The 11,643-nt window shown below is 60.1% G+C and carries 12 protein-coding genes; 5 read left to right on the plus strand and 7 right to left on the minus strand.

The window, feature by feature from the left end; genetic code table 11:
• The 5 genes from GIW28_RS29690 to GIW28_RS29710 all read left to right on the plus strand — a co-directional run.
• The coding region (locus tag GIW28_RS29690; protein WP_236490471.1) for a rhomboid family intramembrane serine protease at window positions 1-217 on the plus strand (217 nt) is incomplete at its 5' end.
• Window positions 218-389: 172 nt separating this feature from the next.
• On the plus strand, window positions 390-1,052 hold the full coding sequence (locus tag GIW28_RS29695; RefSeq protein ID WP_099547566.1) for a DUF2491 family protein: 663 nt from the start codon (window positions 390-392) through the stop codon (window positions 1,050-1,052).
• Between the two features lie 15 nt (window positions 1,053-1,067).
• The gene (locus tag GIW28_RS29700) at window positions 1,068-1,496 is read left to right on the plus strand and encodes a DUF350 domain-containing protein (RefSeq protein WP_017136013.1); all 429 of its coding nucleotides are present in this window, start codon (window positions 1,068-1,070) and stop codon (window positions 1,494-1,496) included.
• 18 nt (window positions 1,497-1,514) lie between these two features.
• The gene (locus tag GIW28_RS29705; RefSeq protein WP_017136014.1) at window positions 1,515-2,228 is read left to right on the plus strand and encodes a DUF1190 domain-containing protein; all 714 of its coding nucleotides are present in this window, start codon (window positions 1,515-1,517) and stop codon (window positions 2,226-2,228) included.
• Between the two features lie 12 nt (window positions 2,229-2,240).
• Complete coding sequence (locus GIW28_RS29710; protein ID WP_170038040.1) at window positions 2,241-3,398, plus strand: glutathionylspermidine synthase family protein; 1,158 nt, start codon at window positions 2,241-2,243, stop codon at window positions 3,396-3,398.
• 140 nt (window positions 3,399-3,538) lie between these two features.
• On the opposite strand, the gene ycaC is transcribed toward GIW28_RS29710, so the two are convergent.
• The 7 genes from ycaC to GIW28_RS29745 all read right to left on the minus strand — a co-directional run bounded on the left by ycaC (window position 3,539) and on the right by GIW28_RS29745 (window position 11,382).
• Window positions 3,539-4,171, minus strand: coding sequence for an isochorismate family cysteine hydrolase YcaC (ycaC, locus tag GIW28_RS29715; protein ID WP_099547568.1), 633 nt, complete (start codon window positions 4,169-4,171; stop codon window positions 3,539-3,541).
• A gap of 123 nt (window positions 4,172-4,294) precedes the next feature.
• The gene (locus GIW28_RS29720) at window positions 4,295-4,675 is read right to left on the minus strand and encodes a Zn-ribbon domain-containing OB-fold protein (RefSeq protein ID WP_236446738.1); all 381 of its coding nucleotides are present in this window, start codon (window positions 4,673-4,675) and stop codon (window positions 4,295-4,297) included.
• Window position 4,676: 1 nt separating this feature from the next.
• Window positions 4,677-5,855: a thiolase domain-containing protein gene (locus tag GIW28_RS29725; RefSeq protein ID WP_236446740.1), complete on the minus strand. Its 1,179-nt coding sequence runs from the start codon at window positions 5,853-5,855 to the stop codon at window positions 4,677-4,679.
• Complete coding sequence (locus GIW28_RS29730; protein ID WP_236458939.1) at window positions 5,852-7,849, minus strand: acetoacetate--CoA ligase; 1,998 nt, start codon at window positions 7,847-7,849, stop codon at window positions 5,852-5,854. Before GIW28_RS29730 ends, GIW28_RS29725 begins: the two co-directional genes overlap by 4 nt.
• Before the next feature lie 119 nt (window positions 7,850-7,968).
• Complete coding sequence (locus tag GIW28_RS29735; protein WP_099547572.1) at window positions 7,969-8,697, minus strand: TetR/AcrR family transcriptional regulator C-terminal domain-containing protein; 729 nt, start codon at window positions 8,695-8,697, stop codon at window positions 7,969-7,971.
• 80 nt (window positions 8,698-8,777) lie between these two features.
• Window positions 8,778-10,067 (minus strand): aspartate aminotransferase family protein, encoded by a 1,290-nt coding sequence (locus GIW28_RS29740; RefSeq protein WP_236448060.1) that lies wholly within the window; start codon window positions 10,065-10,067, stop codon window positions 8,778-8,780.
• Window positions 10,051-11,382 (minus strand): amino acid permease, encoded by a 1,332-nt coding sequence (locus GIW28_RS29745; protein WP_236458940.1) that lies wholly within the window; start codon window positions 11,380-11,382, stop codon window positions 10,051-10,053. The genes GIW28_RS29740 and GIW28_RS29745 overlap by 17 nt, the downstream gene beginning before the upstream one ends.
• Window positions 11,383-11,643: the final 261 nt, after the last annotated feature.

Consider the following 11,643-nt stretch of genomic DNA (forward strand, 5'->3'; position numbering starts at 1 on the left):
GCTATGGGCCTACCTCTTGTCGCGCGCCTGGTTCCACAGGAGCTGGAGCAACCTGTTAGTCGCCGGTGTGGTGGCGGTGTTTTATGGCGGGTTGATCATGGGGTTTGTGCCGCGCCAGGGGATTTCCTTCGAAGGGCATCTGTTTGGTGCGCTCGCCGGCTTTATTGCTGCCAAGGTACTTCTCTCAACACCGCGCAGCAGGTTTAATGCCGGGTGAACGCACTTGCGCCTACCGACGCTGAGGCGATGGCGTCAGGAATCAAGTACCCAGGGAGTCAGGGGCGACATGTCGAATTTTCTTGTGTGGCGCTCGGGCGTCATCTTCCGCTTTTATTGTTTCTCATCTATTCCCTTCTCTATCGCTTCCACCCACCTCAAGGAACTCTCCAATGGGATGGTTTAAACAGTTGATGGGGCTTGAGGCCCCACAAACGAATGCCGAGTCAATATCGCCGCTGCCGACCACCGGCCCGCTAGGCCTGGCGCCCGGCAAAGGCGTGATGTTCGACACCACCCTGAAATTGTTGCTCGATGGGAAAACCTCGGTGGTGATCCCCGGCTCCCAGGAAGTCTGGGCCAACGGCACCGTTGACCTCGGGCAATCGACCTGGCTGTCGCGCTACTACATGAACGACGAAGATTACTGGCTGCAAGTACACACCACCGGCGAAGTCGCCGGGCAGGTCGAGTCGGTGATCCTGTTCAATTACTTGAGCTACGTCACCCTCAGCAGCGAAGCGGAACTGCGCAGGCTGGCAGGCCCACAAAGCCTGATCGGGCTACCGACTTACACCCACAACGGCGTCGAATACACCCGTGTTTGGGGCAGCGAAGCCGGCCAGACCGAACTGGTGGCGATGAGCGAGCGCGTGATAAACCCGGAAGACGCCTATAACGTCGAGCACCGTTCGATGCTGTACGCCCGTGACACCGGCCTGACCGATCGCCGCGAGTTCCTGCTGTTTTCCGTCGAAGAAGATGCCGAGGGTGGCATCAGCCTGAGCACGTCGCTGGGCATTTCGCTGTACACAACCGACCTGACTGCGCTCTAAAAAAGGAAGCCATCCATGCTAGAAGCTCTCTCCATTTCCCTGAACAAAGCCGCTGTGCTCGGCTTTGTCATCTACATCCTGGGGGCTGCGGTGCTGTTCGCGCTGTTCCAGTTCATCTACACCCGCATCACTCCGCACAAGGAGTTCGAACTGATCCGCGCCGGCAACGTTTCGGCGTCGGTCGCCCTGGGCGGCGCGATCATTGGCTTCGCCATTCCGGCCAGCAATGTGATTGCCTACTCCATCAGCCTGCTGGATTTTGTCGTCTGGTCGGTGATCGCCGCCGTCGTCCAGTTGCTGGCGTTTCTGCTGACCAGCCTGGTGCTCAAAGGCACGTCCGAGCGCATCAAGAACGGCGAAGTCGCGGCCGGCATCTACGTGGCCGCCGTGGCTATCAGCGTCGGCATGCTGAACGCCGCGTGCATGACGCCCACCCAGTACTGATTGCGCACGGAGCTCTCGATGAAACGAAGCAAGTACGTCCAGCTGTCGCTGGCAGCGTCGGTCGCCATGGCGATATCCGGCTGCGGGCCGACCGAAAAAACCTACGATTTGCAGAAGAAGTACAACTTCCAGTCGGTACAGCAGTGCGCCGATGAAAAGCTGCCGGTCGACGTCTGCTCCGACGCCTACATGACCGCTATGGCCGAGCACCGCCGCATCGCGCCGGTGTACGACAGCCAGACCGATTGCGATGCCGACTTTGTCGCCGACTGGTGCCAGCAAGACTCCTCCGGCAAGTTCATCCCAAGGCTGGGCGGTTTCGAACTGACCGCCGAAGGCCAGGTGACCCAATCCCAGGTCGATGCGGCCAATGCCCAAGTCGCCGGTTCGCAAGCCAACAGCGGTGGCTCAGGTTTCTCCACCAGCAGCCTGCTGACCGGCCTGTTGATCGGCAACATGCTCAGCAACAATCGCAACAGCTACCGCTCCGAGCCGGTGTACCGCTACCGCGATGATCGTGGCAATTACGGCAACTCGACGCTCAACCAGCGTGTCTCCAACGGGGCGACCTTTGGCCGTTCCAACCAGGCCCGATACGGCAGCAGCAACTACTCCAACACGCTGCGCTCCTCCAGCAAGCCGGTGAACGTCGCGTCGTCCACCTCCCGTGGCGGCTTCGGCAGCAAAGCCAGCGCCCGTAGCGGCTGGGGCGGCGGCGGGTCGAGCAGTTAAGGAAGCCAGTTCATGAAGAAGATCCACTGCGCAGAACGCCATGACTGGAAACAAACCGCCGACAGCCTCGGCTTCCTGTTCCACACCATCGACGGCGAACCCTACTGGGACGAAAGCGCGTACTACCAGTTCACGCTCCAGCAAATCGAGCGCGACCTCGAAGACCCGACCACCGAGATCCATGACATGTGCATGGACCTCGTGGCCCGCGTGGTGCAAAACGAGGAATTGCTGGAACGCCTGAGCATTCCCGCGCCGTTCTTCGACATGATCCGCACCTCATGGCTCGAAGGCCACCCGCACCTGTACGGGCGCATGGACTTCTCCTACAACGGCAGCGGCCCAGCCAAACTGCTCGAGCTCAACTACGACACACCCACCAGCCTCTACGAAGCGGCGGCGTTTCAGTGGGGCTGGCTGGAACAATGCATCGAACGCGGCCTGCTGCCCAAGCACGCCGACCAGTTCAACAGCATCGACACCAAGCTGCATCAAGCTTTCGCCCAATTGCAGCTCAACCAGCCGTTCTACTTCGCCTCGATGAAAGACTCGATCGAAGACAAAGGCACCACCGACTACCTGCGCCTGGTCGCCGAAAAAGTCGGCATCGAATCCCGCCACATCGACATCGAAGACATCGGCCTCACCAGCGAAGGCCGCTTCGTCGACCTTGAGGATCGCTGGATTCCCCACTTGTTCAAACTGCACGCCTGGGAATTCATCTTCCACGAACCCTTCGGCGCCGCGATTGCCCAGAGCGACACCCAGTTCTTCGAGCCCGCGTGGAAAGCCATCCTCTCCAACAAAGGCATCCTGCCGCTGCTGTGGGAGTTCAATAAAGGCCACCCGAACCTGCTTGCCTCCCACCTGGACCCCGACCCCGGCAAAGCCGTGCCAAAGGGCTGGGTGCGCAAACCGTTCTTCTCCCGCGAAGGCGCCAACATCGAACTGCAAACCGCCGACGGCCTGATCGTAAAAGAAGACGGCCCCTACACGGACGCGCCGTTTATCCTTCAAGAATTTGCGCCGCTGCCGAGGTTTGGCGACAGCTACACACTGATCGGCTCCTGGGTCATCGCTGACCAAGCCGCAGGCATCGGCGTGCGCGAAGACAACAGCCTGATCACCAAGGACTCAAGCCGGTTTCTACCGCACCTGATTCTCGACTGAGCCACCCCAATTGCAACGCAGCAAAGCCCAAATGTGGAAGCGGGCTTGCCCGCGATGACGGTATGTCAGCCACCGAATGTAGTGACTGATTCACCGCCATCGCGGGCAAGCCCGCTCCCACAGGTTAAAGCCGCTCAACCTCACCCCTGACGCGCTGCCAGCACCGAATAGCTGTTCATCAAGTTCCGATAGTTAGGAATCCGCTGCGACAACAAATTCCCCAGCCCCTCGATATCGTTGCGCCAGTCACCCTGCAACTCACACGCCACCGAAAACCAATTCATCATCTGCGCCCCCGCTTGCACCATCCGGCTCCACGCCGCCTGCTGCACCGTCGTATTAAACGTGCCCGACGCATCCGTCACCACAAACACCTCAAACCCCTCCGCCAGCGCCGACAACGTCGGGAACGTCACACACACATCCGTCACCACACCCGCAATGACAATCTGCTTACGCCCAGTCGCCTTGACCGCCTTGACGAAATCCTCGTTGTCCCACGCATTGATCTGACCAGGGCGAGCGATGTACGGCGCCTGCGGGAACATCTCCTTCAACTCCGGCACCAACGGGCCGTTTGGGCCTTGCTCGAAGCTGGTGGTGAGGATGGTCGGCAAGTTGAAGAACTTGGCGACGTCCGCCAGGGCCAGCACGTTGTTCTTGAACTCGTTGGGGGAGAAGTCCTGCACCAGCGAGATCAGGCCGGTTTGGTGGTCGATCAGCAGAACAATGGCGTCGTCTTTGTTCAAGCGGCTGAGGGTTGGCGTGCTCATGGTTGAAGTCCTTTTTTGATTGGGTTGGTTTGGCGTTGCGTTCAACATGGGCACAGATTAATGGGTGGGTTGGACGTGATAAATCGGCTGGCATGTGTCTTACCGTCAACTTAAAAAGGACAATCAAACCGACGGAACAAACACGGGGACTTTTTGGCCGCTCGGCGTGGGCGCAAACGCCACCTTGAGCCGTTGCCCGATGCACAAGCGGTGCGCAGCCTCACACTGGATGACCGACAACATCGTTGGCCCTTCGTCGAGCGTCACGTAGGCAATGCAATGCACGTCGTCTGCGCGCCCGCTATAGCTGAAGCTGTACAAGGTGGCGCCACCGCTGGCGACGATCCAATCGGTTGCGGTGCTGCCGGTGAACGGGCTGTGATCGCGGGGGTAGTAGTAGGCCTTGCCGGTGTCCAGGCAACGGCGTAGCAACAGTTGGTCTTGATTGGCGGCAGCCCAGAAGGGCGCACTTTCCGCGGTGATGTGCGGTGAGATCAGTGGCATATCAAAGGCGCTCCAGTATGAGTGTGGCGCTGCCGTGGCGTGAGCCCAGCAGGCCGCCGGTGCCGTGGGCCAGAGCCAGTGCGCAATGGGGCCGTTGAACGGCCGGGTGCGCTTCGCCGCGCAACTGGCGCACAGCCTCGATCAGCCTGGCCATGCCGCCGCGATGGCCGGGGTGGTTATTGCACAGGCCGCCGCCGTCAGTGTTTACCGCCAAGGGGCCGACACCGCTGATCAACTTGCCGTCGCTGACAAAGGCGCCGCCCTGGCCAGGGGCGCAAAAACCGAGGTTTTCCAGCTGGATCAATACGGTGATGGTGAAGCTGTCGTACAGCGAGGCGTAGTCAATATCGCCAGGTGTGAGGCGCGCCTCGCCAAATGCATCGGCGCCGGATTGCGCGCCACCTGAGGTCAGCAGGTCGAAGTAACCGCCGTTCAGATGGTTAATCGCATAGCCCGAACCGATAGGCGTAATCAGCGGCCGTTTGAGCGAGCGCGCAATGGCCGGATGTGCCAGCACCAGGGCGCCGCCGCCGTCGCTGATCACGCAGCAGTCCAAGCGCCGCAAAGGGGCGGCGACCAAGGGTGAACTCAGTACGTCTTCCACCGTCACCACATTACGCAACATGGCCTGCGGGTTGTGCTGGGCATGGTGCGATGCCGCGACTTTTATCCAGGCCAATTGCTCGGCCGTGGTGCCGTGTTCGTACTGATGGCGCATGGCGCACATCGCGTAGCGGTTGACCACGGCAGCGCCATAGGGCGTTTCAAACGGTGCTTCACAGGCGCTGTACGCTGGGTCTAATGCGCTGCTTTGCGGACGTTGGCGCTCGGCACGCGGGCGCCCGGCCTGGGTGATCAAGGCGACATGGCAGCGCCCATCGGCGATGGCGCGTGTAGCCTGGGCGACTTGATGCATGTAGGACGAGCCCCAACTTTCCGTCGTATCCAGGTGCCGTGGCTGGATACCCAGGTACTCGACCATGGAGAACGGCCCTACGCCTGGCGCTCCCCAGCCCGGTACATCGCTGGCGCAGAAATAGCCGTCGACATCACTGAGGCTCAGCCCCGCATCCTCCAGGGCGCCGCGTGCCACATCGGCATGCAACTGCGCCAGGGAGCGGTCCGTGGCGTGGCGGGTAGGGTGTTCATAGGCACCCACGATATAAGCTTTACCCCTCATGGCTGGCGGCTCCGGGCGGCGTATTCGATAAAGAACTCAAGCGCCTGCGCGTCACGCATGGCGCTGGGGTTGGCGACTTTCTGCGGGTCGTGTCCCATCAGGATCCGGCGTACCGGCACTTCCATTTTTTTCCCGGTGAGGGTGGTGGGAATCAGCGGTACAGCCAGGATGCAGTCCGGCACATGCCGAGGTGTGCACGCCAGGCGCAGGCAGTCGTTCACGCGTTGCTGCAAAGGCTCATCCAACACCGCGTCGGCACGCAGCTGTACAAACAGCGGCATAAAGAAACCGCCCTCGGGCAAATCAAGGTTAACGATCAGTGCATCCTCGATTTCTGCGAGGTGCTCCAGCGCCCGGTAAATCTCCGCCGTGCCGATCCGCACGCCAAAGCGGTTCAGCGTCGCATCGGAACGCCCCAGCACCTGGCAGCCGCCGCGAGCATTGAGCAAAAAGAAATCCCCATGGCGCCACACGCCCGGCCACGGCTGAAAGTAGCTGTCGCGATAGCGCTCTCCCGTGGGGTCATTCCAGAAATACACCGGCATCGACGGCATGGGCGACCTCACCACCAGCTCGCCGACTTGATCGATCACCGGTTGGCCGTGCGCATCAAACGCATGGGCATCCACCCCCAGGGCGCGCGCCTGGATCTCGCCGGCATACACCGGCAAGGTCGGTACGCCACTGACCAAACCGGTGCAGATATCCGTACCGCCGCTGCCCGTGTTGACCCACACCGCCGTGCTCAGGTTGCGGTAAAACCATGCATTACACTGCGGTGAAACCGGCGACCCCACCGGCATTACCGTGCGCAGTGCGTGCAGGTCAAAACGCTCGCCGGGCACCACGCCCTCGCGTTGCATCAGTTCAATGTAGGTGGGGCTGGTGCCGAAAAAACTCGCGCGGCTGTCTTGCAGGATTTGCCACAGCGCATCGGTGCCTGGCCAGGTGGGATGGCCGTCGTAAAGCACCGGGCGTACACCGCAGAGCAAGGCACTGAACAAGGTGTTCCACATCATCCAGCCGGTGGTGGTGAAAATGAAGGCGGTGTCACCCGCACGAAAATCCAGGTGCAGATGCAGTGCTTTGAGCTGCTCCAGCAGAACCCCGCCATGGCTGTGAACGATGGCTTTGGGCACCCCCGTGGTGCCGGACGAGAACAGTACCCATAACGGATGATCGAAAGGGACTTGCTCGCACTGGAAATCGGCGGCGGGCACGCTGGGGCGCAGGCGCAAGCTGTGCCAGTCGATGGCGTTAGGCAGCGTCAATGGCTCATCAGCAAACAGCGCCGGCAGCACAATCACCTGTTGGATACTGCCCAACTCGCCGACGATCTGCCGGACCTGTTCGCGCCGGTCAAACACCTTGCCGCCATACCGGTAACCGTCCACCGCCAACAGCACTTTCGGCGCTAATTGCCGCACCCGATCCAGCACACCCTCGCTGCCGAAATCCGGCGAGCAACTGGCCCAGATCGCACCGATGGCTGCGCAGGCACATAGTGCAATCATCGCCTCGGGAATGTTTGGCAGGTAAGCCACCACGCGATCACCGGGCACTACGCCGAGCTCTCGCAGATAGCTGGCGAGCGTGCGTACCTGGTCGCAGAACTCGACCCATGGCAAGCCCTGCAACGCAGCGGATTCGCTCAGGTAGAGCAGCGCATCGCCTTGCCGTTCGTTGCGCAAAATGTGTTCGGCAAAATTCAGCTGCGCGCCGGGAAACCACTCAGTACCCGGCATCCTACGATCACCCAGCACCGCGTGGTAGGGGCTACTGGTCTGCACCTTGAAGTGGTCCCAGATCGATTGCCAGAAAGCGTCCAGATCATCGACCGACCACTGCCATAGCCCGTGGTAGTCGACAAAACTCAGCCCGCGCTCGCGTTTGAGCCAAGCCAGGTAATGCGTGAGGCGGGTAGTTTGGATATGTTCAGGGGAGGGCTGCCAAAGCCGTTGGCCCTGGACCACTTCGTTGAATGCAGTCGCCACGATTAAAGACCTCTGACGTTTTTGTTTTTAGGGTCATGGGGTATTCATGCGTGACGGACTGTAGCGATAAATTGTACGACGTACAATTGATGGGCTTTCTGATTATGTTGTGCGATTTTTCAGCGACGCGATGCCAGGGTTTCCAGGCCGCAGAGGAAGGTGTCGACATAAAACGCAAAGCTCTCATGCAGCGGCGCGTGCACACCATTTTGCCAGCGCAGGCTGAAACCTCGGTTGCTGAGCTGGTCCATGTTCTGCGCAAGGGTCGGGTGCTGCTCGGCGTCAACGGCCTGCAGGCTTTCCTGTACTTGCTGCTGCCACGCCTCGGTGTTCTCCGGCAGCGGGGCGAACTCCAAGGTGGTGAAACCGGCAAGGGCGGCGATAAATGTGTTGTAGGCGCCAGCCAATGAAGGCCCGCTGAAACCCGCTTGCTGCAACGCTGCCAATACGCCTTCCACCAACTTGAAGTCGGTGCGGGTGTTGGAGACCAGTTGCGCACCGAGTAACGGCGCCACATTCGGGTGCTGGTGCACAGCGTTATGGCAATTAACCAGAGTGGCGCGAAGGTAGTCCTGCCAGCGCTCCTGAGGCTGCGGTGCCACCTGTTCGAGGACTTTGGCCAACACTTCGCTCAACAGCAATTCACGTGACGAGACGTACCAGTAAATGGCCGTGGGGTACACGCCCAGGCTATTTGCCAAGTTGCGCAGGCTGCATTTTTCCAGGCCTTCGCGGTCGATCAATGCCAATGCGGCGGCGATAATCGTGTCTTTATTCAGTTGGTTTTGCGGGTCTTCGCCAACGGTTTTTTTACGCCTGCCTCGTGGGTTTGCGGTTTTGCTGGTCATGGACGTTGTTCCGGTTGAGCGACGGCGAAAGGATAGCCGGTCGTCGATTCGCTGTCGCTCTTCCAGGCGCGGCGTCAGTCTCAGGTCAACATGCCTCCATAGCGTTCTACAAATGCCTGTGTAGCGTTAACCAGCCGATTCATTTCGTGCTCGGTCAGCGGCAGGCTCAACGCAAACAGCCCGCGCCGTGCACTGTAGATCCCACATTCAAGCAGGTGAAAAAAGAACAGGTCCCGTAGGCGGTTTCGGTCCGTTGGGATATCCGTGGGCCGAAGAATCGGCAAGCCTGTGGGATGCAGGTTCATCACTGAACCCTGCCCGGTAAACTGCATCGGCATGCAGGCGAGCACCTCGTTCAGTTGCTCGCGCAACCGGTCGCCCCTTGCATTCAACGCAAGGGCTTGCTCACGGGTATACACCTGCTCCAATCCAGCGATACCCGCCGCCATGGTCAGTACGTTGTTGTTAAAGGTGCCTGCGTGAGAGAGGCTGCCATGGCGCGGATCGAACTGCGCCATGATGTCTCGTCGGCCACCCAGCATTCCACAGGGCATCCCACCGCCGAGGTATTTGCCCAGGGTCATCAGGTCAGGCGTTATGCCGAGTTTTTCCTGTAAACCGCCTGGGCCAAGGCGTGAAGTCATCACCTCATCGAACACCAGCAGTACCCCATGCGCACGGCTCAACGCGCGCAAACCCTCGAGAAAGCCCGGCGCGGCGCAGATACAGCCACCAGCGCCCAACATCGGTTCCACGAGGATCGCCGCACACTCGCCAGGGTGCTCAAACAGCAAACGCTCGACACTGCGTAGATCGTTGTAATCCGCCAGGTACACGCGGTGGGGCACATTCATCGGCGTGCCTGGCCCGGCAAAACTCAGCACGCCGCCGTGATAACCGCCGTTAAACGCGATGACGCCATCGCGCCCGGTGTAGGCCCGTGCCGCCGCCAGCGCGAGCAGATTCGCCTCGGTACCGGAATTGGTAAAGCGCACCTGTTCGATACAACCAAAGCGCTCCACGATCAACGCTGCCAACCGCGCTTCCAGTTGCGTAGGGGCGCTGAGGTTCAGCCCGTTTGCCATCGCCGTCGTCAGTGCCTGGGTGATCACCGGGTGGGAGTGCCCATACAGCGCTGCGGTGTATTCGGCGAGAAAGTCGACATAACGATGCCCGTCCAGGTCATCCAGAAAACAGCCCGTCCCGCCCGACATCACCAACGGAAACGGCTCATAAAACAGCACTGAGCGCGTATTGCCACCCGGCATTACCCGCGCGGCCACGTCCAGTTGCCGGGCGCTGTTGGGGTTGGCATGGGTATAGCGTGTGATGCAGCGCTGCACCGCGGACCTATCAGGCGCTGTGAACATCGCTCGCCTCCTTGGATGCGTTGCGCTTCGGATACACCAGCAGCAACAGCGCAAACCAGGCCGCCGCCACATAAAACGCCGTGCGCGTCTCCGGGTCGCGAATCACCAGCACCGTCAACCCAGCCAAAAACAACAGTACCAACACGCTGCTGCCCCGAGCCCACGGCAAGCGATACGCCATCAGCGGCAACTCACCGCGCTGCACCTTACGTCGATACGCCATATGCGTGGTGATGATCACCGCCCACACCCAAATCAACAGGCCCAAAATGCCGGTGATCAATAGGTTGAAAATACGTTCCGGCATCAAATAGTTCAGCAAGACCCCCACCAGCAAAATCGCGGTCGACACCATCAAGCAACGCGCCGGCACCTGGCGCGGGCTTAACACCTGCAATTGACGGGGTGCCTGCTGAATATGCGACAGCGCAAACAACATCCGGCTGGTGGCAAACAACCCGGTATTGCACGACGACGCCAGCGCACTGATCACCACAAAGTTGATCAGCCCGGCCGCAATCCCCAGGCCAATGCTGTCGAACACCCTCACAAACGGGCTTTGCGAGGTATCGATCTGGTTCCAGGGATAAAGGGCCATGATCACCGCGATCGACCCGATATAAAAAATAGCCATCCGCCAGATGATGCTATTGATCGCTCGCGGCAATGTGCGCTCCGGGTTGGCCGTTTCCGCAGCCACCAAGCCAATCACCTCGACCCCGGCAAAGGTAAACGCCGCCAACGGTATCGCGTACCAAAAGCCACTCCAGCCATTCGGGAAAAACCCACCGTGCCGCCACAGGTTGGTGATTGAAGGGGTGGTTTGCGACGACGTATCGAGCCCGAATATCAGAATCGCCAAGCCTGCAGCAATCAGCCCGACAATCGTCACCACCTTGATCAACGCCAGCCAGAACTCCACCTCGCCAAACGTCTTCACCGCAAACAAATTGATCACCATCAACATCACCGTGGTGACCAACGCCGGAATCCACTGCGCCAACTCCGGGAACCAATATTTCATCAACAAGCCGATCCCCGTAACCTCCAGCACCCCCACCAGAATCCATATCAACCAATACGACCACCCCGTAATAAACGCCACCCGCGGCCCCAAAAACTCCTCCGCATACGTCGCAAACGACCCGCTACCTGGCCGATACAACGACAACTCCCCCAGCGCCCGCGCAATCAAATAAACCATCCCCCCACACAACGCATACGCCAGCAACAACGCCGGCCCCGCCGTGGCAATTGCCTTGCCCGACCCCAGAAACAAACCGGCCCCAATAATGCCGCCGATAGCAATCAACATCACATGCCGCTCCTTGAGCGACCGCGCCAAGCCATGGTTGGAAGAGTGAAGCGGTGGTGTGGACATCAGCATTCCCCGAGCTGTATTGCACAGCAGTAGTGAGGTGGCCCGGCTCAGACCGGATTTTATTGTACGGTGTGCAATAAGCAGGTTTTGGGCCAAATGCTAAACGCGGCGGCAAGCGGTTTTTAAACGGGCTGTTTAGATATGTTTGTAGGAAGCTTCGTTGTGGCGATGTTGACTGGGGGGAGGGCGCACGCG

Origin of the sequence: Pseudomonas sp. PA-5-4B (genome assembly GCF_021606215.1) — a bacterium.
GTDB classification, from domain to species: Bacteria; Pseudomonadota; Gammaproteobacteria; order Pseudomonadales; family Pseudomonadaceae; genus Aquipseudomonas; species Aquipseudomonas edaphica.

Coding starts and splice junctions, on each gene's coding strand:
- GIW28_RS29710 (WP_170038040.1), top strand. CDS start 2,241: ATGAAGAAGATCCACTGCGCAGAACGCCATGACTGGAAACAAACCGCC.
- ycaC (WP_099547568.1), bottom strand. CDS start 4,171: ATGAGCACGCCAACCCTCAGCCGCTTGAACAAAGACGACGCCATTGTT.
- GIW28_RS29695 (WP_099547566.1), top strand. CDS start 390: ATGGGATGGTTTAAACAGTTGATGGGGCTTGAGGCCCCACAAACGAAT.
- GIW28_RS29720 (WP_236446738.1), bottom strand. CDS start 4,675: ATGCCACTGATCTCACCGCACATCACCGCGGAAAGTGCGCCCTTCTGG.
- GIW28_RS29705 (WP_017136014.1), top strand. CDS start 1,515: ATGAAACGAAGCAAGTACGTCCAGCTGTCGCTGGCAGCGTCGGTCGCC.
- GIW28_RS29745 (WP_236458940.1), bottom strand. CDS start 11,382: ATGTTGATTGCTATCGGCGGCATTATTGGGGCCGGTTTGTTTCTGGGG.
- GIW28_RS29740 (WP_236448060.1), bottom strand. CDS start 10,067: ATGTTCACAGCGCCTGATAGGTCCGCGGTGCAGCGCTGCATCACACGC.
- GIW28_RS29700 (WP_017136013.1), top strand. CDS start 1,068: ATGCTAGAAGCTCTCTCCATTTCCCTGAACAAAGCCGCTGTGCTCGGC.
- GIW28_RS29735 (WP_099547572.1), bottom strand. CDS start 8,697: ATGACCAGCAAAACCGCAAACCCACGAGGCAGGCGTAAAAAAACCGTT.
- GIW28_RS29725 (WP_236446740.1), bottom strand. CDS start 5,855: ATGAGGGGTAAAGCTTATATCGTGGGTGCCTATGAACACCCTACCCGC.